Source organism: Gordonia sp. NPDC003950, from assembly GCF_053605205.1.
In genome coordinates, this window is record NZ_JBSGIT010000005.1 from 102,066 (window position 1) to 128,290 (window position 26,225).

Genomic DNA, 26,225 nt, shown 5'->3' on the forward strand with positions numbered 1-26,225 from the left:
GTCGTGCACCGCGAGTTCGGCGACATTCATCACCCATTTGCCCAGGGCACACGGAACGTCGGCGGAGATCGGATCCACCGTCTCTTCAGAGTCGGATCGGTGCTCGCGGACAAGGACATCTACCCTCGAACACATGCAGCGAATCATCGGCACCGAGGTGGAATACGGCATCTCGGCCCCGGGAGACCCGACCGCGAATCCGATCATGACCTCGACCCAGGCCGTGCTGGCCTATGCGGCGGCGGCCGGGGTACCCCGCGCCAAGCGCACCCGATGGGATTACGAGGTGGAGTCACCGCTGCGCGACGCCCGCGGTTTCGACCTTGGGCGCGGCGCCGGCCCGGCACCGATCATCGACGCCGACGAGATCGGTGCGGCCAACATGATCCTCACCAACGGCGCGCGGCTCTACGTCGATCACGCCCATCCGGAGTATTCCGCTCCCGAGGTCACCGACCCGCTCGACGCGGTGATCTGGGACAAGGCGGGGGAGCGCGTCATGGAGGCCGCCGCCCGGTACGTCGCCAGCGTCCCCGGGGCACCGCGGTTGCAGCTCTACAAGAACAACATCGACAACAAGGGCGCCTCCTACGGCACCCACGAGAACTATCTGATGAGTCGGTCCACCCCGTTCACCGCGGTGATCGCCGGGCTCACGACCTTTTTCGCGTCGCGTCAGGTGATCTGCGGGTCCGGTCGCGTCGGTATCGGCCAGTCCGGCGACGAGGCCGGGTATCAGCTGTCGCAGCGTTCGGACTACATCGAGGTGGAGGTCGGGCTGGAGACCACCCTCAAGCGCGGCATCATCAACACCCGCGACGAGCCGCACGCCGATCCGGAACGGTATCGACGGCTGCACGTCATCATCGGTGACGCCAACCTGGCCGAGACCGCCACCTACCTCAAGGTCGGGACCACCGCGCTGGTCCTCGATCTGATCGAGGCGGGGCAGAGTTTCACCGACCTCGAGCTCGCACGGCCGGTCCAGGCGGTCCACACGATCAGTCACGATCCCACGCTGCAGGCGACCGTGGCGCTCACCGACGGTCGGGAACTGACCGGTGTGGCGTTGCAGCGCGAGTATCTCGAGCGGTGTGTGGCGTTCCACGAGCGCGAGCATTCCGACGACGAGCGCGCCCGCCACGTCCTCGACACCTGGGCCGACGTCCTCGATCGCCTCGAGCGCGATCCGATGGAGTGCGCCGACATCCTCGACTGGCCGGCCAAGCTGCGCATCCTGGAGGGATTCCGCCAGCGCGAGGGTCTGGGGTGGTCGGCGCCGCGGCTGCACCTGATCGACCTGCAGTATTCCGATGTGCGCCTGGAGAAGGGGCTCTACAACCGCCTCGTCGCTCGGGGTTCGATGAAGCGCCTCGTCGACGAGGCCGATGTCACCCGGGCCATCACCGAACCGCCGACCAACACCCGCGCCTACTTCCGCGGTGAGTGCCTGCGTCGTTTCGGTGCCGACGTCGCCGCGGCGAGCTGGGATTCGGTCATCTTCGACCTCGGCGGGGATTCGCTGGTGCGCATCCCGACCCTGGAACCGTTGCGGGGCAGTCGAGCCCACGTCGGCAAGCTCCTCGACTCGGTGACCTCGGCGGCCGATCTGGTCGATCAGCTCACCACCTGAGACACGCCCGGGTTCGCCTCGTGTTCCACCCCTCGCGATCGGCCACTCGCCGGTAGTGTGGAGAGACACCGGCGACGCGGCACAGCTCCACCACGTGTCCGACCCGGTGATGTGGCCCCGGGGTGTTCCGCGCGGCGCCGCGATGCAGGAGGAAGCGACAAGCGAGCGAAGCGAGCAACGTCGCTGACGACGAAGAGCGGTGCAGCACAGCGCGGAACACACGCGGCGGCGGAGCCGCCGCAGAATTAAGGAGTGCAGATGGCGCAGGAACAGACCAAGCGCAGCGGTGGCGGCGACGATGACGATCTCGGTGCCGACGGCAGTGCGGGCCAGGAACGTCGCGAGAAGCTGGCCGAGGACACCGATGATCTGCTCGACGAGATCGACGACGTCCTCGAGGAGAACGCCGAGGACTTCGTGCGTGCCTACGTCCAGAAGGGCGGCCAGTGAGCGATCCGTTCGGTTCACTGAGTTCCCCGTCCACAGCCCGTCCCTCCCTCTCGCTCGGCGCGGACATCTCCTCGTTCAGCGACTACCTCAGGACCCACGCCCCGGATCAGCTTCCGGCGGCGCGTGCTGAGCGCATGAGCGCGTTCGGTGGCACGGCCGACACATCCGAGATCCCGCACGGAACGACGATCGTAGCGGTGAGTTTTCCGGGTGGTGTGGTCCTCGCGGGCGATCGGCGCGCGACGATGGGCAACCTCATCGCCACCCGGGATGTGCAGAAGGTCTACATCACCGACGAGTACTCGGCCGCCGGCATTGCCGGGACGGCGGGGATCGCCATCGAGATGGTGCGCCTGTTCACGGTCGAACTCGAGCACTACGAGAAGATCGAGGGCGTCCCACTGACCCTCGACGGCAAGGTCAGCCGACTGGCGTCGATGGTGCGCGGCAACCTCGGCGCGGCGCTGCAGGGTCTGGCGGCCATTCCGCTGCTCGTCGGTTACGACATCGACCACGACGATCCGTCCGAGCCGGGACGGATCTTCTCCTTCGATGTCGCCGGAGACCGTCACGAGGAATTCGGCGGGTACACCGCCATCGGTTCCGGTTCGGTGTTCGCGAAGTCGTCGATGAAGAAGCTCTACCGTCGTGACCTCGACGCCGATTCCGCTCTCGCGGTGGCGGTCGAGGCCCTTTACGACGCCGCCGACGACGACACCGCCACCGGTGGCCCCGACATCGTCCGCAAGATCTTTCCGCTCGCCGTGATCGTCGGCGCCGACGGCGCCCGTGAGGTCGAGTCGGATGCCATCGAGGCGGCGGCGCGGGCGATCGTCGAACGTCGCGCGGCCGAACACGAAGGAGAGTCACGGTGACGTTCCCGTATTACGCCAGCGCCGAGCAGATCATGCGGGATCGCTCGGAGTTGGCACGCAAGGGCATCGCGCGGGGACGCAGCGTCATCATCCTCACCTACGCCGACGGTGTGCTGTTCGTAGCGGAGAATCCGTCGAACACGCTGCGCAAGACCAGCGAGATCTACGACCGGATCGGCTTCGCGGCGGTGGGCAAATACAACGAGTTCGAGAGCCTCCGGAAGGCGGGTATCCAGCTCGCCGACATGCGCGGATACAGCTACGACCGCAACGACGTGTCGGCGCTGTCGCTGGCCAACACCTACGCCAACGCGTTGGGATCGGTGTTCACCGAGCAACCGAAGCCCTACGAGGTGGAGTTGTGTGTGGCGGAGGTGTCGCGTCCCGGCAAACCCAAGCCCTCGCAGCTGTTCCGGATCAGCTACGACGGTTCGATCGCCGACGAGACGCGGTTCCTGGTGATGGGTGGCGCGACGGACTCCATCGCCGCGGCGCTGAAGGAGACCTATCGCCCGGATCTCCCGCTGGCGCAGGCGTTGTCGGTGGCCGTGACCGCACTGGCCACGCCGATCGAGTCCGGAAACGGGAGCGCCGGGGCACCGCGGGACCTCGATCCCGGGGATCTCGAGGTGGCGATCCTCGACCGCAATCGGCCGCGACGCGCGTTCAAGCGACTCTCGCGTGCCCAGGTCGAGGAGTTCCTGGGCGCTGCCGGCGCTGTGTCTTCACCGGCCACCGCGTCCACCGGTGAGGACACGGACCCGGCCTCGGGATCGACCGCCGAATCGGGGTCGGGTGACACCGCGGGTGAGTGAGCGTCACTGCCCGGTCAGCGGCCGGTCACACGGGTAGGGTTGATCACGTGCAGCGTCGAATCATGGGCATCGAGACGGAATTCGGTGTCACGTGCACCTTTCACGGACATCGTCGGCTCAGTCCGGACGAGGTCGCGCGGTATCTCTTCCGCCGCGTGGTGTCGTGGGGCCGGTCCTCCAACGTGTTCCTGCAGAACGGGGCCCGGCTCTACCTCGACGTGGGTTCCCATCCGGAGTACGCCACCGCCGAATGCGACAGCCTCGTCCAGCTGATCAACCACGACCGGGCCGGCGAGTTGGTGCTCGAGGACCTGTTGGTCGACGCCGAGCAGCGACTGGCCGACGAAGGTATCGGCGGCGACATCTATCTGTTCAAGAACAACACCGACTCCGCGGGCAATTCGTACGGTTGTCACGAGAATTATCTCGTCGTCCGGGCCGGCGAGTTCTCCCGAATCTCCGATGTGTTGCTGCCGTTCCTGGTGACGCGGCAGTTGATCTGCGGTGCCGGCAAGGTCCTCGCCACACCGAAGGCGGCGACGTTCTGTTTGTCGCAGCGGGCCGAACACATCTGGGAGGGCGTGTCGTCGGCGACGACCCGGTCGCGACCGATCATCAACACCCGCGACGAACCGCACGCCGACGCCGAGAAGTACCGCCGCCTGCACGTCATCGTCGGCGACTCGAACATGTCGGAGATGACGACCCTGCTGAAGGTGGGCTCGGCGGCGCTGGTGCTGGAGATGATCGAGGCGGGCGTCGCATTCCGCGATTTCGCGCTCGACAATCCGATCCGCGCCATCCGCGAGGTCAGTCATGACACGACCGGCACCCGGCCGGTGCGACTGGCCGGCGGCCGGCAGGCCAGCGCCCTCGACATCCAGCGCGAGTACCACGCGCGGGCCGTCGAGCACCTGGTCAACCGACGTCCGGATCCCGAGATGGACATGGTGGTCGATCTGTGGGGCCGCATGCTCGACGCGGTGGAGAGCGGCGATTTTTCCGGTGTCGACACCGAGATCGACTGGGTGATCAAGCGCAAACTCTTCCAGCGCTATCAGGACCGGTACTCGATGGATCTGTCGGATCCGAAGATCGCGCAACTCGATCTCGCCTTCCACGACATCAAACGTGGTCGCGGCGTGTTCGACCTGCTGAGCCGGAAGGGGCTGGTCCGTCGGGTGACCACCGACGAGGCCATCAAGACCGCCGTCAACGAACCGCCGCAGACCACGCGGGCCAAGTTGCGCGGTGACTTCATCTCGGCGGCGCAGAAGGCCGGCCGTGACTTCACCGTCGACTGGGTGCACCTCAAGCTCAACGATCAGGCCCAGCGCACCGTGCTGTGCAAGGACCCGTTCCGCAGTGTTGATGAGCGCGTCGATCGCCTGATCGCGTCCATGTGAGTCGTAGGCTGCTCGGGTGGCACCAACATCCAAGGTTTCCAAGGTCGAACGTCTGCTCAACCTGGTGATCTGTCTGCTGTCCACACGGCAGTTCGTCACCGCCGAGTACATCCGCCGCAACGTCGTCGGCTACAACGACGACGACCAGTCGGTCGAGGCGTTCAACCGGATGTTCGAACGGGACAAGACAGAGCTCCGCGACCTCGGGATCCCGCTGGTCACCGGACCGTCGTCGATGGGCCATGGGCTCGACGGTTACCGGATCAACCGGGACAGCTACGAGTTGCCCGACATCAGTTTCGAACGTGACGAGGCCGCCGCGATCGCCATGGCCGCCACCCTATGGGACACCCCGGAGATCTCAGCAGTCTCCCAGACCGCGGTCTTGAAGCTGCGGGCCGCGGGTTTCGACGTTCGGGCCGACGACGAGATCGGCATGTCTGCGGGGGGCTCGACACGGTCGATGGGTACCGAGGCGACCCTCGGGGCGGTGCTGTCGGCCTTGCAGGCCGAGCGTGCGATCACCTTCACCTACCGCGCGGGGTCGGGGACCGCGGGGGTGCGTCGCACACTCGAACCGTGGGGCGTGGTCACCCACCACGGCCGGTGGTACGTCGTCGGCCACGACCGCGACCGCGACGACACCCGCACCTTCCGGCTCAGTCGCGTCTCCGACGTCGACGCCATCGGACCGGCCGGCCGGTCGCGGCCACCCGAGGGCACGGACCTGCAACGGATCGTGTCCGCCGCGGTCGACTCGGCCGCCGGGTCGGACGGGCGGACCGCACGGATCTGGGTGGCGTCCGGCCGGGCCGCCGGGCTGCGCCGAGCGGCCAAGCGCAGCGAGTCCTTCGACCGTTCGGGGGAGCCGGGCGACCTGCTCGACCTCGAGATCCGCTCCCTGTCGACGTTGTCGCGAATGGTCCTCGGCGCCGGTGCGGACGCCGTCGTGCTGTCACCACCGGAACTGCGCGAGTCGGTGGTCTCCGCACTCGATCAGTTGGCGCAGGTGAACCGGTGATGGCCGCCTCGGCACCCTCACGACTGAGCAGACTCCTCGCCTTGGTTCCGTATTTCCTTGCCCACGACGGGATCTCGGTCGAGCAGGCGGCAGCCGACCTCGGCGTCACCGTCCCCCAACTGACCAGGGATCTCGAGCAACTGTTCGTATGCGGACTCCCCGGGTACTACCCGGATGACCTGATCGAGCTGGAGTTCAGCGAGGGACACGTCCACGTCGGATTCACCGCGGGGATGGACCGGCCGCTGCGGCTGACACCGACCGAGGCCAGCATCATGCTGATCGCCCTGCGTGCCCTCGTGGACACCCCGGGCGTCGTCGACAGCGAGGCCGCCACCCGGGCCATCGCCAAGATCGAGCAGGCCGTGGGCCTGACCATCCCGGGGGTCGCGGGCACATCCGGCGATGCGGGCGCCCACACCGAATCCGCGCAGTACCGCACGGTCCGGGAGGCGGTCCGCACCGGTCGCGCACTGTCGGTGAATTACTACTCGGCCACCCGCGACATCGTCACCCGACGCGTGGTCGATCCGATCGGCATCCAGGCCGTCGACAGTCACACCTACCTGGAAGCGTGGTGCCGCGACAGCGAGGGCGTTCGGTTGTTCCGTTTCGACCGGATCGACGACGCGACATTGCTCGACGAACCGTCCATGCCGCCGGAGCAGGCCGCCGTCTCGTCGCAGTCGCCGATCCTGTCGGAGAACCCGGATCTCCCGACCGCGTTGATCGAGATCGATCCGGGAGAGTTGTGGATCCTCGACTACTACACGGTGACTCCGGTCGAGGCGCTCGACGAACGAACGGATCCGCAGGCCCCGGTTCGCGCCCGGATCGTGTACGGATCGCCGGAATGGCTCACCCGATTCCTCCTCGGCTTCGGCGGGCACGTGCGGGTGATCGACGACGCCGACGTCGCGAACTCGGTGATCGCCGCGGCCGCGGCGGCGCGTGCACGCTATCGGTGACGGGGGCAACTCTTCGCGCGCGCAACGATGGGTGTGATGCGCGCGGTACGATGAGGTCCAGACGACGGGGAAAGGGAAGTTCTTCATGGGTGCAATGTCGTGGTGGCACTGGGTCATCGTGCTGATCGTGTTGGTTCTGCTGTTCGGGTCGAAGAAGCTCCCCGACGCCGCGCGGGGTCTGGGGCAGTCCCTGCGCATCTTCAAGAGCGAGGTCCAGGAGATGCAGAAGGACGGCGAGACCCCCGCGGCCGCCAAGCCCGAACCCGAGAAGCCACGCGAACTGCCGGCCTCGCCGGATTCGGCACCGCATGCCTCGTCGAGCACCGACGAGACCACGAAGAAGTCCGCCTGAGGTTCGTCCACTGTGCGGATCCCACTCGACCCGCGACGGCGCCAACGCAAACTGAATCCCGACGGCACGATGCCGTTGGTCGAGCATCTGCAAGAGCTGCGGTACCGACTGCTGGTCTCGATGGTGGCCATCGTGGTCACCACCATCGTCGGATTCATCTGGTATTCCCATGGGTTTCTGGGGTTGCCGTCGCTCGGTGACCTGCTGCGCGAACCCTACTGTTCCCTGCCTGCATCGACGCGCGCCTCGCTGACCCCCGACGACAGTTGCCGCCTGCTGGCGACCGGGCCGTTCGACCAGTTCATGCTGCGACTGAAGGTCGCGCTGACCGCCGGTCTGGTGTTGGCCTGCCCGATCTGGCTGTATCAGATCTGGGGGTTCGTCACCCCGGGCCTGCATTCCCACGAGCGCAAGTACGCGATCGGATTCGTGTCCTCGGCCGCGGTGCTCTTCGTCGCGGGTGCGGTGCTGGCGTATCTGGTCGTCGCCAAGGCCTTCCACTTCCTGCTCACCGTCGGCAACGATGTGCAGGTCACCGCGCTCGCCGGCGATCAGTACTTCGGGTTCATGATCCATCTGTTGATCATCTTCGGCGTCAGCTTCGAGTTGCCGCTGCTGATCGTGGCCCTCAATCTCGTCGGTGTTCTCACCTACGCGCGTCTCAAGGCGTGGCGACGCGGCCTGATCTTCACCATGTTCGTCTTCGCCGCGATCGTGACACCCGGGCAGGACCCGTTCACCATGCTGGCGCTGGCACTGGCGTTGACCATGCTGCAGGAGATCGCGATCCAGATCGCCCGTTTCAACGACCGGCGACGCACGAAACGCTCGGCCGAGTGGGAATCGCTGCCCGACGATCAGGCCTCCACGATCCCGGCACCCTCTCCCCGTCCGATGGCCTCGCAGGTCGGCGCACCCTCGACGGCGCCGACCGCGTCATCGGCTCCTGCCGGTCCCCGGCGGTCCGCGCGGGACGGACACACCTTCGACGACGTGCTCTGATCGCGACCTGCTCCGATCGCGCCGGGCACGCTCGGATCGTGACGTGTCGCTGCCCCGCACGTCCTCGACAGTGACATGCTGGAGGCGATGACTCCCACCGACCCTGCGGTCGATTCCCGGCCTGCTCCCACCCATTCGGCATTCGACCGGTTTGCCGCCCGCGTCGGCTTTCCGCTCGACGACTTCCAGATCCGTGCCTGTCACGCACTCGAGGACGGCCACGGGGTGCTCGTGTGCGCCCCGACCGGGGCGGGTAAGACCATCGTCGGCGAGTTCGCCGTACATCTCGCACTGGCGTCGGGAACCAAGTGTTTCTACACCACCCCGATCAAGGCCCTGAGCAATCAGAAGTACTCCGATCTCGTCGCCGTGCACGGCAAGGAATCGGTGGGGCTGCTCACCGGCGACACCTCGATCAACTCCGATGCACCGGTCGTGGTGATGACCACCGAGGTCGTCCGCAACATGATCTACGCGAACTCCCCGGCGCTGACCGGTCTGTCGCATGTGGTGATGGACGAGGTGCACTTCCTCGCCGACCGCTTCCGCGGTGCGGTGTGGGAGGAGGTGATCCTGCATCTCGAACCGTCCGTGCGGGTCGTCAGCCTGTCGGCGACGGTCAGCAACGCCGAAGAGTTCGGGGAGTGGATTCAGACCGTTCGCGGCGACACCACCGTCATCGTCGACGAGCATCGTCCGGTCCCGCTGACCCAGCACATGCTGGTCGGCAACCGGATGTTCGATCTCTTCGATCCGCACCACGCACCGGGCGAACGACCGAAGGTCAATCCGGACCTCAAACGCTTCATCCGACACCGGATCCTGCTGACCGACGACGACGATCGGCGGGGTCATCGAGGGCGGTCCGGCCGACCGCGTCGCAGCAATACCGTGTCCCGGCCGCAGGTGGTCAAACAGCTCGACCGGGAAGGCCTGCTGCCGGCCATCGGATTCATCTTCTCCCGGGCCGGATGCGATGGGGCGCTGGCGCAATGCCTGCGTTCGGGTCTGAGCCTGCTCGCACCGGACGAGGTCGCCGCGGTCGACGAGGTCGTCGACCGCCACCTGATGGATCTCTCACCCGCCGACGCCGACGTACTCGGTGTCGATGAGTGGCGTGCCGGGCTGCGACGTGGTTTCGCCGCGCACCACGCCGGGATGCTGCCGACCTTCCGCCACACCGTCGAGGAGCTCTTCGTCCGCGGGCTGGTCCGCATGGTGTTCGCGACCGAGACCCTGGCGTTGGGGATCAACATGCCGGCGCGGTCGGTCGTGCTCGAGCGGTTGGTGAAGTTCAACGGTGAGGCGCATGTCGACCTGAGTCCCGGCGAATTCACCCAGCTCACCGGGCGTGCCGGTCGTCGCGGCATCGACGTCGAGGGGCATGCGGTGATCGTGTGGTCGCCGGACATGGTCCCCGAACAGGTCGCCGGCCTGGCCGGCGCCCGCACCTTCCCGTTGCGCAGCTCCTTCGCACCCGAATACAACATGGCGGTCAACCTCATCGGACGCCTGGGCATCAACGGCTCCCGCGATCTGCTCAACCGCTCATTCGCCCAGTTCCAGGCCGACCGTTCGGTGGTCGGGCAGGCCCGCAAGGTCGACGAGATGAGGCGGCAGCTCCGCAAGCTCGACGTGGCGCTCGCCGAGGCCGCGCGGGCCCGTGGGATCGATCCGGGACCGCTGGAACCCGGCGATCGCACCCCGGCCGACGGCGCCCACGACGGCTTCCTCGGCTACATCACCCTGCGTGAGGAGATCCGGCGAACCGAACGCGACCTCAAGTTCCGACGCCGCGTCACCACCCACGACTCGATCGCCGCCGAGTTGACCTCCCTCAAACGCGGAGCGGTGATCGGTGTCCCGAGTGGGCGGCACCGCGGCCTCGCTGTGGTCCTCGAAACCGCCACCCAGCCCGCCGACCCGAAACCCCTCGTCCTCACCGAGGATGCGTGGTGTGGTCGCGTCGGCATCGGCGATTTCATCAACCCGCCGGAGGTGCTCGGGGGAATGCGGTTGCCGCGCAACGTCGACCGCCGCACCGGCCGCGGCCGGCGGGATCTGGCCGCGGCGCTGCGATCGACCGGGATCGAGATGCCGCGTGGCCGCGGAAAGAAGCGTGCGGAGGCCACCGACGACGCCGAACTGCGCCGCTTGCGACACGAACTGCGCGCGCATCCCGCCCACCGCATCGACGGTTCCGACGAACTGTTCCGGCTCGCCGAACGCCGCAACCGATTGCTCCGCGACATCGTCAGCGCCGAGCAACGGATCGGGGAGCGCACCTCGACACTCGGTGTCACCTTCGACCACATCGTCGGCGTGCTCAGCGAACTCGGCTACCTCGAGTACGACCACGGGACCGTGCGCGTCACGCCCACCGGCGAGGTGCTCGGCCGTATCTACAGTGAGAGCGACCTCGTGGTCACCGAATGCATCCGGGCGGGCATCTGGGACTCGCTCTCGCCTCCCGACCTCGCCGCGGTGGTCGCGTCGATGGTGTTCGAGTCTCGGCGTGACAGCTATTCGGGGGTGGACGCCCTGCCCGGGAATCCGGCGCTGCGTACGGCGATGATGGACACCGTCGACATCTGGCGACAGGTGAGCACCCTCGAGACCCGTCACCGGGTCGCGCCGACCCGCGAACCCGACACCGGGTTCTCCGTGGCGGTGTCCCTGTGGGTGAGCGGCCGATCGTTGACCGAGTGTCTCGCCGCCGCCGGAGAACGCGGCCATCTGCTCTCACCGGGCGACTTCGTGCGGTGGAACCGGCAGGTCGTCGACCTCCTCGAACAGATCCGACTCTGCGTCGGAGACGATTCCCCGCTGGCGCGTCCGGCCCGGTCGGCGGTGGGTTCCATCCGACGTGGCGTCGTCGCGGCCGAATTGGGGTGACCTCGCGCGTTCGGTCGTCTGACCGACACTTGTGCGCATCGGGCGTGAGTAAGTGATTGTGTGTGGTGCCTGAGGTAACGTTTCGGACAGCATCGGGCGGTGTCGCAGTGTCTGCCGACCCGGTTGAGCGAGCAGCACATCCGGTGGCCACGGCGACCGAGAAGAGGGCGGGAGACACCACACATGAGCTACCCCAACGACCCGAACGGACAGGCCGGCCAGCCACCCCATGGCGCGGGCGGTGGTCCCGAGGACGGTAAGACCGAGATCGTCCGTATCCCCGGACAGGGACAGCCACCGGCACCGGCACCGGGCGATCCCACCACGGTGCCGCCGGCGACACCCGGATTCGGCCAACCACCGGCATACGGGCAACCCGGTTTCGGACAGACCGGCCAACCGGCACCGCCGACCACCGCGACACCCACCCCGGGGCAGACGCCGCCGCCCGCATATGGCTCCGGCGGATTCGGAACGCCGCCACAGACACCGGGTGCGCCCGGACAGTACAACCCGACGCAGATGGCTCCGACGACCCCACAGCAACCCGGTGGATACGGTGCCGATCCCACTCAGCAGGCGGCCGGTCAGTACGGGCAACCCGGCACCACGCCCTACGGCACACCGGCCCAACCGGGAGCGGCGAGCAACCCATACGGTCAGCCGGCACAGCCGGGAACCTCTCCGTTCGGCGCGCCGGGCAGCGGTGGATTCGCCCCGGGACAGCCGAGCCAGCCGGGCACGGCAGGCTTCGGTCAGTTCGGCCAGCCGGGTCAGTTCTCCCAGCCAGGGCAACCGGGTCAGCCGGGCCAGCCGGGACCGTACGGCGCCTACGGGCAGCCCGATCAGTTCGGTGGGATGGCCACCGGCCAGAAGAAGGGTCCGTGGAAGATCCTCATCGGGGTGGGTGCCGCTCTCGTCGTCATCGCGATCGTCATCGTCGTCACCGGATGGTTGTGGTGGTGGCCGCGGTCGCTCGATCAGTCCGCCGCCGAGAGTGGCGTCAAGCAGGTCCTCACAGAGGATTATCAGGCCAGTGACGTCACCGGCGTCAGTTGCCCATCCGGTCAGCGCGTCGAGAAGGGCGCATCGTTTACCTGCACGGTCAAGGTCGGCGGTCAGCAGCAGAACGTGAAGGTGACCTTCCTCGACGACGACGGCAAGTACCAGGTGGCCCGGCCGACCAGCTGAGTGCCCCGATCTCGGTGACTCCTACGGTGCCTGGGTGAGCAGCCAGATCTGCGCACCCAGGCACCGTGGTGTCACAGCGCATGTCAGACGTCCCAGGCCAACGCCTTGGACAGCCGCGTGATCGACGCGCCGATGCCGAGTTCCTCGACGAGGTCGGCCAGGCGTGCCGGATCGGCCGGGGCCGTCGGTAGGTGATCGTTCCCGCTGTCGATCGTCTCCGCGTCGGTGCGCACGAAGACGACGGTGCGCGCGACCGACAGATAGTCGGCGGCGGCGACCAAGGCCTTGCGATTGCGTGGCGGCAGATCCGATGCGGGGTCGGTGACGGCCGCTTCGAGTTCGTCGAGACCACCGAACGCCGAGATGAGCTTGGCCGCGGTCTTGTCACCGATCCCCGACACGCCGGGGAGACCGTCGGACGGATCGCCGCGCAGGATCGCCATCTCCGCATACGCCGCGCCGGCCCGCTCCGGCGGAACGCCGTACTTCTCGGCCACCTCGCGCGGGCCCATCATCTCCGCCTTGGCCAGCCCACGTCCGACGTAGAGGACCCGCACCGGCACCGGGTCGTCGGTGACGACCTGCAGCAGATCCCGATCGCCGCTGACGACGATCACCGGGTCCGTGGCTTCGGCGAACGCCAGTGTGCCGATGACGTCATCGGCCTCACATCCCGGCGCGCCCGAGGTCGACAGTCCCACCGCCGCAAGCACATCGGCGATCATGTCGACCTGCGGTGTGAGGGTGTCGGGTACTTCTTCGACGTCCACGTCGGTGCCACCGGTCGCGGGGTGCGCCACCCGGTGCGCCTTGTACGACGGAATGAGGTCGGTCCGGAACGTCGGCCGCCAGTCCAGGTCCAGGCACACCACCAGCCGCGTCGGATGCTCACGGGTGACCAGATTCGCGATGGTGTCGATGAACCCGCGAACGGCGTTGACCGGGCGCCCATCCGGCGCGGTCATCTTCTCCGGCAGGGCGAAGAACGATCGAAACCACAGGCTGGCCCCGTCGAGGAGCATGAGCGATCCGGTCGGGTGAGTGTCGGCCACGCTTACCACTGTGTCATCCCGGTCCGGGCCGATCCATCCCGGTGTCACGTCCACCTGCCGGCGTTCGTCGGCGTCACACTCGGGTGAATCCCGCGTAGGCTGCCCACATGAGCACCACCGCAGCGCGTTTCGGTTCCGACGTCTATCGAGCGCGGGTGTCCCGCGCGGCCGAACTCACCGGGAAGGCAGGCCTGGATGCATTGATCGTCTCGCCGGGTCCCGACCTCCGGTACCTGGTCGGGTCGCGCGCGAACACCTTCGAGCGGCTCACCGCGTTGGTGATCCCCGCCGACGGAACGCCCCGACTCGTGGTGGCTCGTCTGGAGACCGCATCGTTGCGTGAGTCCGCGGTGGGAGACCTCGACATCGAGGTCGCCGACTGGGTCGACGGTCAGGACGCCCACGCGTTGGCGCTCGCCGGGTTGCCGTCCGCCGCCAGGATCGCGGTGTCGGACGCCATGCCCGCGCTCCATGTCATTCCGATCGCCGACCGGATCGCTGCGACACCACAACTGGCGACCGATGTGCTGCGCGAACTGCGAATGATCAAGGATGCCGACGAGATCGACGCCCTCCGTCGGGCCGGGGCGGCCATCGATCGTGTGCATGCGCAGATGGGGCAGTGGCTGCGGCCCGGGCGGACCGAACGCGCCATCGCCGCCGACATCGCGGCGGCCATCGTCGCCGAGGGGCATACCGGTGCCGAATTCGTCATCGTGGGGTCCGGACCGAATGGCGCCGACCCCCATCACGAACAGTCCGATCGCGTGGTGACGCCCGACGACATCGTCGTCATCGACATCGGTGGCCCCGTGGAACCCGGGTACAACTCGGATTCGACACGCACCTACTGCTTTTCGGAGCCTTCATCGGAGATCGCCGATGCCTACGCCGCGCTGCAGGATGCGCAGGCACTCGCGGTGGCCGCGGTACGTCCCGGTGTCACCGCGGAATCGATCGATGCGGCCGCACGGGATCGGTTGCGGGAGAGCGGACTTGCCGAGCAGTTCATCCACCGCACCGGACACGGCATCGGACTCTCGGTGCACGAGGAGCCCTACATCGTCGGCGGCAACGACCTCGAGTTGCGACCCGGGATGGCGTTCTCCGTCGAACCCGGCGTCTACTTCGCCGGCCGTTGGGGTGCGCGCATCGAGGACATCGTGGTGGTGACCGACGACGGTCACGAGGCGCTGAACACCCGGCCCCATGAACTGCAGGTGCTCTGAGTCCTCACCCCAGGAGTCTCACCCCCGGAGTCCTCACCCCAGCAGGGTGCGCGATCCCATCACCCGCTCGACGGTCACCTCGATGACCACGCGCCGCGGGTTCGGCTTCGGTTGGCGGTACCGCGCGGCGTAGCGGTTCTCCGCCTCGGCGACGCGGTCGGGCTCGCGGCGCACCCGGGCCGGACCCTCGAGGGTCAACCACCGGGGCCCGTCGACGTGGGTGAGAGCGGCGTATCCACCGCGCTCGACGTTGCGGACCTTCTGGCTGCCGTCCACGGTGATCACCCGCGCCAGTCCCGACTCCGGGTCGTAGGTGAACCCCACCGCCACCGCATGTGGCGTGCCGTCGGCACGCAGGGTGGTGATGGCGCCCAGATGTCGTTCGGTGAGAAAGGTGAGCGCCTCGGCACCCAGGTCGGACCGCGATCGTGACATGGCCTCCACGGTAGTGGGGGACTCACCACCCTCACGCCCCCACCTCACGTCGATGAAATACTCGGAACGTGACGGATGATGGTGGGCAGAACCGGACCGGCAGCGTCGTCGTCTTCGGCGGTCGCAGCGAGATCGGGGTGGCGCTGGCGGCCGAGCTCGCCCCGGGCCATCCGATTGTGCTGGCGGCACGACGCCCCGACGACCTCGACGCCGAGACGGCGACACTTCGGGCGGCCGGGGCGACGTCGGTGTCCACGATCGCCTTCGACGCCGACGACACCGACTCCCATCCGGCACTGATCGACGCGATCGTGCGCGAGCACGGCCCCATCGAGGTCGCCATCGTCGCCTTCGGCATTCTCGGTGATCAAGCCCGCGCCGAGACCGACATCACCCACGCACTGCAGATCGCCCACACCGACTACCTCGCACAGATCAGTGTGCTCACGCCGTTGGCCACCGCGCTACGGGCGCAACGCTCGGGCACCATCATCGTGTTCTCCTCGGTGGCCGGGATCCGGGTGCGCCGCGCCAACTACGTCTACGGCTCCACCAAGGCGGGACTCGACGGATTCGCCTCGGGCCTGGCCGATGCCCTGCACGGCAGCGGTGCCCGCCTGCTGCTCGTGCGCCCGGGCTTCGTGATCGGCAACATGACCGCGGACCTGATGGCCGCGGGCACCGCGCCGGCACCGTTGTCGGTGACCGCCGATCAGGTCGCGACCGCGGTGGCGCGGGCGTACCGCAAGGGCAAGGGCGAGGTGTGGGTTCCGTGGGCTCTGCGGCCACTGTTCGCCGGGATGCGGATGTTGCCACGAGCGATCTGGCGACGACTTCCGCGATGACCCCGACACCAGAAACCCCAGCACCCGAAGCCGCTCGCGCCGACGGACCGCATTTCGTCGTGGTCGGGATCGGCGCCGACGGGTGGGACGGTCTCACCCCGCCCGCCCGTCGCGCCTTGGAGTCGGCGACCGTCATCCACGGCTCCCGCCGTCAACTCGACATGCTCGACGGACCGGCCGGCCGACGTGTCCCGTGGACCTCGCCCATGTCCGAACACCTTGCCGCGCTCCTCGATTCGACCACCGCTACCGCGGGGTCGTCGACGGTCCACGTCCTCGCCAGCGGTGATCCCATGTTCCACGGCATCGGATCCACCATCGTCGGTGCCGTCGGCGCCCATCGCGTCACCGTCATACCGCAGGTGTCGAGCGCGTCGTTGGCCTGCGCCCGACTCGGGTGGGATCTGGCCCGGACCGTCATCGTCAGCGCGGTCACCGCCGATCCGGAGATCGTGCTCACCGAGATCACCGACGGCCGTCGGCTGCTGGTATTGAGCCGGGACGCCGCCACCCCCGCGCGTGTCGCCGACATGCTGGCCGACAACGGATTCGGCGCCTCGGGCATGGTCGTGCTCGAACAGCTCGGCGGCCCGGCCGAACGCGTCACCTCGGGTACCGTCGACGGCTGGGACCGCGCCGCGATCGTGGACGCTCTCAACATCATTGCGCTCGCCTGTGTGGGGCCGCACCGCTCGACGCTGCCCGGTCGCGCCGACGACGCCTTCGATCACGACGGTCAGATCACCAAGTCCGCGGTCCGCGCACTCACCGTCTGCGCTCTGGCCCCCTCGGCGCGACAGGTGTTGTGGGACATCGGTTCCGGATCGGGGAGCGTCGGCATCGAATGGCTGCGGGCCGCTCCCGGGGTGCGGGTGGTGGCGTTCGAGAAGGATCCGGACCGCGCCGAACGCATCGCGGCCAACGCCCGACACCACGGCGTCGCCGAGCGGGTCGACATCCGCGGCGCCGCACCGGACGCACTGCGTACCGCCGCACCGCCGGACGCGGTGTTCATCGGCGGTGGACTCACCCGCGACATCCTCGAATCCGCTTGGGCGGCACTACCTCCGGGTGGTCGTCTGGTCGTCAACGCGGTGACCATCGAGAATCAGACCCTGATGATCGACTGGCACCGCGACCATCCCGGCGTCCTGCGCCGGATCGGCATCGAGACGGCCGCGCCGCTGGGTGGTTTCTCCGCGTGGCGCCCGGCGTTGCCGATCGTCCAGTGGTTCGGTGACACACCCGCCGGGCAGGGGAGCCGATGACCGTCTACCTCATCGGTGCCGGCCCCGGTGCCGCCGACCTGATCACCCTGCGCGGGGCGCGCATCCTCGGGCGGTGTCAGACGGCACTGGTGGCCGGGTCCCTCGTCCCGGACGAGATCCTGGGACTCTGCGCACCCGACGCCCACATCATCGACACCGCGCGTATGCCGTTGCCGAAGATCATCTCCCACATCTCCGACGCCCACGCCGCCGGACATGACGTCGCGCGTGTGCACTCCGGGGATCTGTCGCTGTACTCGGCGGTCACCGAGCAGGTCCGACACATTCGTGCGCTGGGCATCGCCGTCGAGTGGGTGCCCGGCGTACCGGCCTTCGCCGCCGCCGCCGCGGCCCTCGAGAACGAACTCACCATTCCCGGTGTCGGACAAAGCCTCTTGATCACCCGGGTGTCGACCCTGTCGACCGACATGCCCACCGGGGAGGACCTCGCCACCCTCGCCGCGACGGGCGTGACCCTGGCGCTGCACCTCGCCGCGCATCAGGCCGAGCAGATCACCGCCGAGTTGACGCCGCACTACGGAGCCGACTGTCCCACCGCGGTGGTCGCCTTCGCCTCGCGACCCGAACAGCAGGTCATCCGGTGCGCGCTGTCCGAACTGCCCGGGGCGCTGGCGGCCAACGCGATTCGACGCACCGCCGTCATCTTCGTCGGAGCGGTTCTCGGCGCGGCCGACAGCCCGGACCGCCTCGACAGCTACCTGTACTCGACGGCGCGGATGACGAAGCTGCGCGCCGACGCCGACGGAGCGGACCCGCACCCATGAACGGTCGACACCCATGAACGGGCGACGCCGCGTGCTGATTCTCGGGGGAACCGCCGAGGCCCGGGCGCTGGCACGTGTTCTCGACGACGGCCCCCACGACGTCATCAGTTCGCTTGCCGGGCGGGTATCCAATCCCCGCCTACCCGTCGGAGAGGTCCGCATCGGCGGCTTCGGCGGCGCCGAGGGTCTGCGGGAGTGGTTGCGCGACAACCGCATCGGTGCGGTGGTGGACGCCACCCATCCGTTCGCGGCCACCATCACCACCAACGCCGCGACGGCCTGCGCCGAGGCGCGCGTCCCGCTGCTGCGGTTGCGTCGTCGCGCGTGGTTGCCCGGACCCGACGACGTCTGGCGGATGGTTCCGACGATCGGGGCGGCCGCACGCGCCATGGAACACGGTCCGCGCCGGATTCTGCTGACCACCGGACGACAGGATGTCTCGGCGTTCGCCCAGATCTCCTCCGCCTGGTTCGCGATCCGCGTCGTCGACCCCCCGACCGGCGCGGTACCACCGCATCACGAGATCCTGCGCTCGCGTGGCCCGTACCACCTCGACGGCGAACTGGCCCTGATGCGCGAGCACCGCATCGACACGCTGGTCACCAAGAACAGCGGGGGAGAGCTCACCCGACCGAAACTCGACGCCGCACGCATGCTGGGTGTCGGCGTGGTGATGGTGGATCGTCCCGGCGAACCGGCCGACACACCGGTCACCGACGATGTCGCGACCGCGGGCCAATGGGTGGCCGATCAGTTGCCGGCCGAGTGATTCAGACCCCGATCACCGCGTCGATCCGCCGCGTGGATGGTCGCGCGGGGTGAAGACCAGATCCCCGGCGGCCCGCGAGGCCACCGTCGTCGCCGACGACCCGATCATCACCAGGGTGCGCATGTCGACGATGGCCGGGTCGAAAGCGGCCACGGTGGTCACGGTGAGCGACTGCTGGGGCCCGCCGACGTCACGCCCGAGGATGATCACCCGATCACCCGGGACCGCCTCGGCCAGAATCTCTTTGAGTGCCGCCACCTGCCAGTGGCGGCTCGCCGAACCGGGGTTGTAGATCGCGATCACCAGATCGGCGGCCAGCGCGTGCCGGATCCGTTCGACGATCACATCCCACGGCTTGAGCCGATCCGACAGCGAGATCACCGCGAAATCGTGACCGAGGGGAGCACCCACGGCCGCGGCGACCGCCGATGCCGCCGTCACCCCGGGCACCACCCGCACCGCCACGTCCGCCCAGCGTGGGTCCGCGGCGACCTCCGCGACGGCCGTCGCCATCGCGAACACCCCGGGGTCGCCGGACGAGATTACCGCGACGCGGGCCCCGCGCGACGCGAGATCGAGTGCGAATTCCGCTCTTTCGGCCTCCACCCGATTGTCCGAGGAGTGCACGCGCTGACCGGGCCGCGCCGAGACGCGGGCGAGGTAGGTCTTGTACCCGACGAGGTCGGTGGCCGCCGCCAACTCGCGGGTGACCTCGGGGGTGGTCCAGTCGTCGGCACCCGGACCCAACCCGACGACCACCACCTCACCACGCACCTGCCCGGCGACGTCGGCGCGTGGATTGTTGGTGCGGCCGGGGACCACGATCATCGAGAAGTAGGGCACCGCAGCCGGATCCACGTCCGCGGCTGGAGCCACCTTCTGCACCGACGTCGATGCCCGCTCGACGTACCAGGCCTCGTCGAGCCGGTCGGCCGCGGCGAGGGCCTCGCGCACCCGGGTGAACGTCCGGCCCAGTTTCATCACCACGAAGGCATCGGCGCGACAGAACAATTCGCGCATCCGCGGCACCGGCAGGGTGCCGGGCACCACGGTGAGTGTCTCCTCACCCTCGACGAGCGGGATCTCGGTGGCCGCCGACGCCGCGCTGACCGACGTGACCCCGGGGATGATCTCGGTGGGGAAGCGGTCGGCGAGTCGTTTGTGCATGTGCATGTACGAGCTGAAGAACAGGGGATCGCCCTCGGCCAGCAGCGCCACGTCACGCCCGGCGCTCAGGTGGGTCGCCAGCACTTCGGCGCTCTCGCTGTAGAAGTCGTCGAGTGCGCCACGGTACCCACGGGGATGGTCGGCCGTCTCGGTGGTCACCGGATACATCAGGCGCTCTTCGATCTGCCCGTCCCGCAGGTACGGTTCGGCCACCGATCGCGCGATGCTGCGGCCATGGCGCGCACAGTGGTAGGCGACGACGTCGGCGCTCTCGATGACGCGGGCGGCCTTGACCGTCACCAGGTCGCTGTCGCCGGGGCCGAGGCCCACACCCCAGAGCGTGCCGACTCCCGGCGCTGCCGACACCCTCACTCCTCCGGCGTGGCCAGGGCGTTGACGGCCGCGGCGGTGATCGCCGATCCGCCGCGGCGGCCGGTGACGGTGATGAACTCGAGGTCGGTGCGGGCGGCGAGTTCGGCGCACGATTCGGCCGCTCCGACGAAGCCCACCGGCGCCCCCACGACGGCCGCCGGCCGCGGCGCCCCGGCGTCGATCATCTCCAACAACGCGAACAGCGCCGTCGGCGCATTCCCGATCGCCACCACCGATCCTTCGAGTCGATCTCCCCAGAGTTCCAGCGCGGCAGCGGTTCTCGTGGTTTGCATCCGTTCGGCGAGTGCGGCGACCCGCGGATCCTTCAGGTGACAGATCACCTCGTTGTCGGCCGGCAGACGCCGTCGGGTGATCCCGGAGGCGACCATCGTCGCGTCGCACAAAATCGGTGCACCGGACCGCAGCGCGCCGCGGGCGGCACTCACCACGCCCGGGGTGGCCACGACGTCACCGGCGAGGTCGGTCTGCCCGCAGGAATGGATCATCCGGACGACGACGGTACCCACGTCCGGCGCGAACGCCGACAGGTCGGATTCCTCGCGGATCATCGCGAACGATCGCCGATAGATCGCGGCACCGTCGCGCAGATAGTCAGTCATGGTGGGACAAGCCTAGCGGGCGCTGCGCACGTATCCGTCCGGCCCGGCCTCCACCCGCAGATGCGGTCCGGCGGGCGACCCGCATCCACGCGCGCAGCCCACCCAATGCTGCCGGTCGGTGATCTCGGCACCGGAGGCGATGTGCGCGATCAGGTCGGCGCGTACCGGGGCGTGGGCGTTGGCACAGCCGGGCGCCCCGACACAGCAACTCACCCGGGCCCACGGCGAGGCGGCGTCGAAGATCAAGCCCATCGGTGCCAGAACCCGCACCACGGTCTCGGCGACGCCCTCGGTGAGATCGCAGATCAGGATCTCCCGGTTCGGCGTCACGACGATGGGGGCGCCAATGGCGGACAGGAACTCCGCCAACCGCGCCGGCACTCGCGCCGCCTCGACGACGGCACCGAGCAGCACCCGATCGTCGTCCTGGGTGAACCATCCGACGATCGGCGCGATCGTCTCGGCCGGTCCGACCGGCTCGGCGTCGTCGGCCGCCCCGGCCGGTGGCGTCAGCCGTGCGGCCGCCGCCGTCAGCAACCGCGCGCGCGAGGTGTCGTCGAGGTCACGGACACGCCACGCGCCACGCGGCCCGGCGATCTCCACCATGTCGGTCGCCACGGCCACGAGGGCGGGCGCGACGTCGGCCGAGTCGGCCACCGACCCGACGCCCGTCCCGTCGATCATGATGTCGGTACGGCCGTCGGCACGCACCACGGCACACACGTCGGGACGTCGGGCGAGAATGTCACCGCGACCGTCGTCGACGCCGAAGAGGAAACGTCCCGACAGCGATGTCAGCGCGGCCTCGGCGCGCAGCGCCAGGTCGAGGGCGACCGCCACCTCACGAACGGCGGCCCGACCACCGATCCGACCGGTCAGGGCACTGACCTCGATGTTGCGAATCTTCTCGTGGGTGGTGCTGGGGACGAGGTCGGCGGCGATCAGGGCGTCGGCGACGGCCGCCACGTCGGTGATCCCGCGCAACTGGACGTTGGCGCGGCCGGTCAACTCGATGAAACCGTCGCCGTGGTCGGCGGCGACCCGGGCGAGGGCACCCATCGCCGACGGCTTCAGCGATCCGCCGACCAGCCGGATGCGCGCCAGCGCACCGTCGGCCGCGGGATGGGGGTCGAAGACACCCGGGCAGCGGTCGTGGGCGGGGCGTTGGTCGTGGCCGGTCACACCGTCGAGGGTAGTCGCGGACACGAGTGTGTCTCCTCGTCGCGGACACGAGTGTGTCCCCTCGCCGCGGCGTCGACGTGGGTGTTCCGGCGCCGGAGGGCTCGACTAGGCTTTCGGGCACACCCAGTGCGGCAGAAGCCGGTGCGATTCCGGCGCGGTCGCGCCACTGTGTCGGGCCGACGACGCCCACAAGCCAGACCTGCGACTGGGTGCCCCGACCGTCGTGACCGGGCGCGCAACCCCGGTGAGGAGTGCACCATGATCCTGCTGCTGTCGACCTCCGACACCGACCTCATCACCGCGCATGCCAGTGGTGCCGACTACCGGGTGGCCAACCCGTCGCGTCTGCTGGTCGACGAGGTCGGTGACATGGTCGCCGCCGCCGACCTCACCGTCGTCCGCATCCTCGGCGGCCGTCGGGCATGGGAGGAGGGGCTCGATGCGGTTCTGGCGGTGGGTTCCCCGGTGGTCGTGCTCTCCGGTGAGCAGCAACCCGACCCCGACCTGATGGCCCTCTCGACGGTACCGGCGGGTGTCGCGCAGGAGGCCCACAATTACCTCGCCGCGGGTGGCGTGCCCAATCTGGTCAATCTGTACAACTTCCTGTCCGACACCGTTCTGCTCACCGGCCTCGGATTCGAACCGACGGTGCAGACCCCGCCGTGGGGTGTGCTCGAGCGTGCCGCCGCCGACAACGACGGTCCGACGATCGCGGTGCTCTACTACCGTGCGCAACACCTCGCGGGCAACACCCGCTACATCGACGCACTGTGCCGGGCGATCGAGGCGAAGGGCGCACGCGCACTGCCGGTCTTCTGCGCGTCGCTGCGCACCGCACCCGACGACCTCATCGAGCTCCTCGGCACCGCCGACGCGCTGGTGGTGACGGTCCTCGCGGCCGGCGGGGCCACCCCGGCGACCGCCTCGGCCGGCGGCGACGACGAGGCGTGGAATATCGAACGCCTTGCGGCACTCGACATCCCGATCCTGCAGGGCCTGTGCCTGACCGGTCCGCGGGCGGACTGGGAGGCCAACGACGACGGTCTGTCACCACTGGACGTGGCCACCCAGGTGGCGGTTCCCGAGTTCGACGGACGCATCATCACGGTTCCCTTCTCGTTCAAGGAGTTCGACGAGAACGGGCTGCCCACCTACGCGCCCGACGACGAACGGTGCGCGCGGGTCGCCGGAATCGCCGTGGCGCACGCCCGGTTACGGCACACCGCCCCTCCACAGCGTCGTATCGCGATCATGCTGTCGGCGTATCCCACCAAGCACGCCCGCATCGGCAACGCCGTGGGGCTCGACACCCCGCGCAGCCTGCTGCGCCTGCTGTCGGCGATGCGCACCGCCGGTTACGACACCGGCCCGGCGACCGGTGACGGTGCGATTCCCGGCCTCGCCGAGGACGATTCGGATGCACTGATCCACGCGATCATCGCCGCCGGCGGGCAGGATCCGGACTGGCTGACCGAGGAAGCCTTATCCGCCAATCCGATTCGGGTGTCGGCGGCCGATTACACGCGGTGGTTCGCCACCCTTCCCGACGGTTTGCGGGAGTCGGTGATCGCCCACTGGGGACCTCCGCCGGGTGACCTGTTCGTCGACCGCGCGACCAACCCCGACGGTGACATCGTCGTGGCCGCACTGTGTTTCGGCAACATCGCGATCCTGGTACAGCCGCCGCGCGGGTTCGGCGAGAACCCGGTGGCCATCTACCATGATCCGGATCTCCCGCCGTCACATCACTACCTGGCCTCCTATCGCTGGGTGGCCGGCCGGGGCGAGAATCCCTCGGACATCCCGGGTTTCGGTGCGGACGCGGTCGTCCACGTCGGTAAGCACGGCAACCTCGAGTGGCTGCCCGGCAAGACGCTCGGCATGTCGGCGGACTGCGGCACCGACGCGGCCCTCGGTGATCTGCCGCTGGTGTACCCGTTCCTGGTCAACGATCCGGGGGAGGGGACGCAGGCCAAACGCCGCGCCCACGCGGTTCTCGTCGATCACCTCATCCCGCCGATGGCGCGCGCCGAAAGCTACGGCGACATCGCCCGGCTCGAGCAACTCCTCGACGAGCACGCCAACATCTCCACCCTCGACCCGGCGAAGCTGCCCGCGATCCGCCAGCAGATCTGGACGCTGCTGACCGCGGCCAAGATGGATCACGATCTCGGTCTGTCCGAACGCCCCGACGAGGACGTCTTCGACGACATGCTGTTGCACGTCGACGGCTGGCTGTGCGAGATCAAGGACGTGCAGATCCGCGACGGCCTGCACGTCCTCGGCGAGCCGCCCGTCGACGACGCCGAGGTCGATCTCGTCCTGGCGATGCTGCGGGCCCGGCAACTGTGGGGCGGCAGCGCCGCGCTGCCCGGCCTCCGCGAGGCACTCGGCCTCACCGAGGGCAGCGGCGAGGCCGCCCGCGGCGAGGTCGACGAGATCGAACACCTCGCCCGCGGGCTGGTGCAGACGTGCGCGAAGGACGACTGGTCGGCCGCTGCCGTGGCGGCCGCGGCCGACGGTCACCCGCAGGCCGTCGCCGACATCCTCACCTTCGCCGCCACCGAGGTGGTGCCCCGCCTACGCCAGACCACCCGCGAGATCCCCCGGGTCCTGCACGCCCTCGACGGCGGTTTCATCCCGGCCGGACCCAGTGGATCCCCGCTGCGCGGACTGATCAACGTGCTGCCCACCGGCCGCAACTTCTACTCGGTCGACCCGAAGGCGGTGCCGTCGCGACTGGCGTGGGAGACCGGCCGGGCGATGGCCGACTCACTGCTCGAGCGCTATCGCACCGACCACGGTGAATTCCCGGCATCCGTCGGATTGTCGGCGTGGGGGACCAGCGCGATGCGCACCTCCGGCGACGACATCGCCGAGATCCTCGCCCTGCTCGGGGTGATGCCGGTCTGGGATGACGCCTCCCGACGGGTGTCGACACTCGAACTCATCCCCCTCGCCGAACTCGGCCGACCCCGCATCGACGTCACCGTGCGGATCTCCGGATTCTTCCGCGATGCCTTCCCGCACGTCGTGACGATGCTCGACGACGCGGTCGCCCTCGCCGCCGGCGCCGACGAATCCGACGAGGACAACTTCGTCGCCGCCCACGCGCGTGCCGCGCTCGCCGAACACGGCGACCGACGTCGGGCCACCACGCGCATCTTCGGCTCCAAACCGGGCACCTACGGCGCCGGCCTGTTGCAGCTCATCGATTCCCGCGACTGGCGCACCGACGAGGACCTGGCCCGCGTCTACACCGAGTGGGGCGGCTACGCCTATGGCCGTGACCTCGACGGTGTCGCCGCCGTCGAGGACATGCGCGGCGCGTATCGACGGATCGCGGTGGCCGCGAAGAACACCGACACCCGCGAGCACGACATCGCCGACTCCGACGACTACTTCCAGTATCACGGCGGCATGGTCGCCACGGTGCGCGCGCTCACCGGACGCTCACCGGAGGCCTACATCGGCGACTCCACCCGACCCGACGCCGTGCGCACCCGCACGCTGTCGGAGGAGACCAGCCGCGTGTTCCGTGCCCGCGTGGTCAATCCGCGGTGGATCTCGGCGATGCAGCGGCACGGATACAAGGGCGCCTTCGAGATGGCGGCCACCGTCGACTACCTCTTCGGTTACGACGCCACCACCGACGTCGTCGCCGACTGGATGTACGAGAAGCTCACCGAGTCCTACGTCCTCGACGAGACCAATCAGCAGTTCATGCAGGAGTCGAACCCGTGGGCCCTGCACGGCATCGCCGAACGACTCCTCGAGGCGGTGGAACGCCGGATGTGGCAGGAGCCGCCCGCCGAGATGCTCGCCGATCTGCGCGCGGTGTACCTGCAGACCGAGGGGGACATCGAGGGACGCGGGGACGACTGACGCGGGGA

At 68.8% G+C, this 26,225-nt stretch carries 22 protein-coding genes; 17 read left to right on the forward strand and 5 right to left on the reverse strand.

Annotation, left to right across the window (positions count from 1 at the left end; all coding sequences use genetic code 11):
* Positions 1-133: 133 nt before the first annotated feature.
* The 11 genes from dop (at position 134) to ACWETB_RS05955 (ending at position 12,608) form a co-directional block, all read left to right on the forward strand.
* Positions 134-1,633 (forward strand): depupylase/deamidase Dop, encoded by a 1,500-nt coding sequence (dop, locus tag ACWETB_RS05905; protein ID WP_452209924.1) that lies wholly within the window; start codon positions 134-136, stop codon positions 1,631-1,633.
* A gap of 258 nt (positions 1,634-1,891) precedes the next feature.
* Entirely contained in the window at positions 1,892-2,083 is a 192-nt protein-coding gene (locus ACWETB_RS05910; protein WP_452209926.1) for a ubiquitin-like protein Pup, read from the forward strand.
* Positions 2,080-2,958, forward strand: coding sequence for a proteasome subunit beta (gene prcB / locus ACWETB_RS05915; protein WP_452209928.1), 879 nt, complete (start codon positions 2,080-2,082; stop codon positions 2,956-2,958). The genes ACWETB_RS05910 and prcB overlap by 4 nt, the downstream gene beginning before the upstream one ends.
* On the forward strand, positions 2,955-3,773 hold the full coding sequence (prcA, locus tag ACWETB_RS05920) for a proteasome subunit alpha (RefSeq protein ID WP_452209930.1): 819 nt from the start codon (positions 2,955-2,957) through the stop codon (positions 3,771-3,773). Before prcB ends, prcA begins: the two co-directional genes overlap by 4 nt.
* A 47-nt stretch (positions 3,774-3,820) precedes the next feature.
* Entirely contained in the window at positions 3,821-5,179 is a 1,359-nt protein-coding gene (gene pafA, locus ACWETB_RS05925; RefSeq protein WP_348803854.1) for a Pup--protein ligase, read from the forward strand.
* 16 nt (positions 5,180-5,195) lie between these two features.
* Entirely contained in the window at positions 5,196-6,200 is a 1,005-nt protein-coding gene (locus tag ACWETB_RS05930) for a helix-turn-helix transcriptional regulator (protein ID WP_449742827.1), read from the forward strand.
* Entirely contained in the window at positions 6,200-7,168 is a 969-nt protein-coding gene (locus ACWETB_RS05935; RefSeq protein ID WP_452209933.1) for a helix-turn-helix transcriptional regulator, read from the forward strand. Before ACWETB_RS05930 ends, ACWETB_RS05935 begins: the two co-directional genes overlap by 1 nt.
* Before the next feature lie 85 nt (positions 7,169-7,253).
* On the forward strand, positions 7,254-7,520 hold the full coding sequence (tatA, locus tag ACWETB_RS05940; protein ID WP_449742825.1) for a Sec-independent protein translocase subunit TatA: 267 nt from the start codon (positions 7,254-7,256) through the stop codon (positions 7,518-7,520).
* A 12-nt stretch (positions 7,521-7,532) separates the two neighbouring features.
* On the forward strand, positions 7,533-8,522 hold the full coding sequence (gene tatC, locus ACWETB_RS05945; protein WP_449742824.1) for a twin-arginine translocase subunit TatC: 990 nt from the start codon (positions 7,533-7,535) through the stop codon (positions 8,520-8,522).
* Positions 8,523-8,597: 75 nt separating this feature from the next.
* Entirely contained in the window at positions 8,598-11,417 is a 2,820-nt protein-coding gene (locus ACWETB_RS05950) for a DEAD/DEAH box helicase (RefSeq protein ID WP_452209935.1), read from the forward strand.
* Positions 11,418-11,600: 183 nt separating this feature from the next.
* The gene (locus tag ACWETB_RS05955) at positions 11,601-12,608 is read left to right on the forward strand and encodes a DUF4333 domain-containing protein (protein WP_449742822.1); all 1,008 of its coding nucleotides are present in this window, start codon (positions 11,601-11,603) and stop codon (positions 12,606-12,608) included.
* Positions 12,609-12,691: 83 nt separating this feature from the next.
* On the opposite strand, the gene ACWETB_RS05960 is transcribed toward ACWETB_RS05955, so the two are convergent.
* Entirely contained in the window at positions 12,692-13,630 is a 939-nt protein-coding gene (locus tag ACWETB_RS05960; protein ID WP_449742993.1) for a 5'-3' exonuclease, read from the reverse strand.
* 137 nt (positions 13,631-13,767) lie between these two features.
* On the opposite strand from ACWETB_RS05960, the gene ACWETB_RS05965 reads away from it, so the two are divergent.
* Positions 13,768-14,889: a M24 family metallopeptidase gene (locus tag ACWETB_RS05965; RefSeq protein WP_452209938.1), complete on the forward strand. Its 1,122-nt coding sequence runs from the start codon at positions 13,768-13,770 to the stop codon at positions 14,887-14,889.
* Positions 14,890-14,922: 33 nt separating this feature from the next.
* On the opposite strand, the gene ACWETB_RS05970 is transcribed toward ACWETB_RS05965, so the two are convergent.
* The gene (locus tag ACWETB_RS05970) at positions 14,923-15,324 is read right to left on the reverse strand and encodes a pyridoxamine 5'-phosphate oxidase family protein (RefSeq protein ID WP_348803862.1); all 402 of its coding nucleotides are present in this window, start codon (positions 15,322-15,324) and stop codon (positions 14,923-14,925) included.
* Positions 15,325-15,392: 68 nt separating this feature from the next.
* Here ACWETB_RS05970 and ACWETB_RS05975 point away from each other — a divergent pair, with 68 nt between their 5' ends.
* From ACWETB_RS05975 to ACWETB_RS05990, 4 genes are read left to right on the forward strand one after another with little or no spacing between them, the layout of a single operon-like run.
* Positions 15,393-16,169, forward strand: a complete 777-nt coding sequence (locus ACWETB_RS05975; RefSeq protein ID WP_348803863.1) for an SDR family NAD(P)-dependent oxidoreductase — start codon at positions 15,393-15,395, stop codon at positions 16,167-16,169.
* Positions 16,166-17,437 (forward strand): precorrin-6y C5,15-methyltransferase (decarboxylating) subunit CbiE, encoded by a 1,272-nt coding sequence (cbiE, locus tag ACWETB_RS05980; protein WP_452209940.1) that lies wholly within the window; start codon positions 16,166-16,168, stop codon positions 17,435-17,437. The genes ACWETB_RS05975 and cbiE overlap by 4 nt, the downstream gene beginning before the upstream one ends.
* On the forward strand, positions 17,434-18,222 hold the full coding sequence (locus tag ACWETB_RS05985; RefSeq protein ID WP_452209942.1) for a cobalt-precorrin-4/precorrin-4 C(11)-methyltransferase: 789 nt from the start codon (positions 17,434-17,436) through the stop codon (positions 18,220-18,222). Before cbiE ends, ACWETB_RS05985 begins: the two co-directional genes overlap by 4 nt.
* 13 nt (positions 18,223-18,235) lie before the next feature.
* Positions 18,236-18,991 (forward strand): cobalt-precorrin-6A reductase, encoded by a 756-nt coding sequence (locus ACWETB_RS05990; RefSeq protein WP_452209944.1) that lies wholly within the window; start codon positions 18,236-18,238, stop codon positions 18,989-18,991.
* A 12-nt stretch (positions 18,992-19,003) separates the two neighbouring features.
* Here the strand turns inward: ACWETB_RS05990 and ACWETB_RS05995 are convergent, their stop codons facing one another.
* The 3 genes from ACWETB_RS05995 to cobG are packed head-to-tail and all read right to left on the reverse strand — an operon-like array spanning position 19,004 to position 22,356.
* The gene (locus ACWETB_RS05995) at positions 19,004-20,524 is read right to left on the reverse strand and encodes a precorrin-2 C(20)-methyltransferase (RefSeq protein ID WP_449742815.1); all 1,521 of its coding nucleotides are present in this window, start codon (positions 20,522-20,524) and stop codon (positions 19,004-19,006) included.
* A 2-nt stretch (positions 20,525-20,526) separates the two neighbouring features.
* On the reverse strand, positions 20,527-21,150 hold the full coding sequence (locus ACWETB_RS06000; protein WP_449742814.1) for a precorrin-8X methylmutase: 624 nt from the start codon (positions 21,148-21,150) through the stop codon (positions 20,527-20,529).
* 12 nt (positions 21,151-21,162) lie between these two features.
* A complete protein-coding gene (gene cobG, locus ACWETB_RS06005) occupies positions 21,163-22,356 on the reverse strand; it encodes a precorrin-3B synthase (RefSeq protein WP_449742813.1) in 1,194 nt (397 codons plus the stop codon).
* A 234-nt stretch (positions 22,357-22,590) separates the two neighbouring features.
* On the opposite strand from cobG, the gene cobN reads away from it, so the two are divergent.
* Complete coding sequence (gene cobN / locus ACWETB_RS06010; RefSeq protein WP_452209947.1) at positions 22,591-26,217, forward strand: cobaltochelatase subunit CobN; 3,627 nt, start codon at positions 22,591-22,593, stop codon at positions 26,215-26,217.
* The last annotated feature ends 8 nt before the right edge of the window (positions 26,218-26,225 follow it).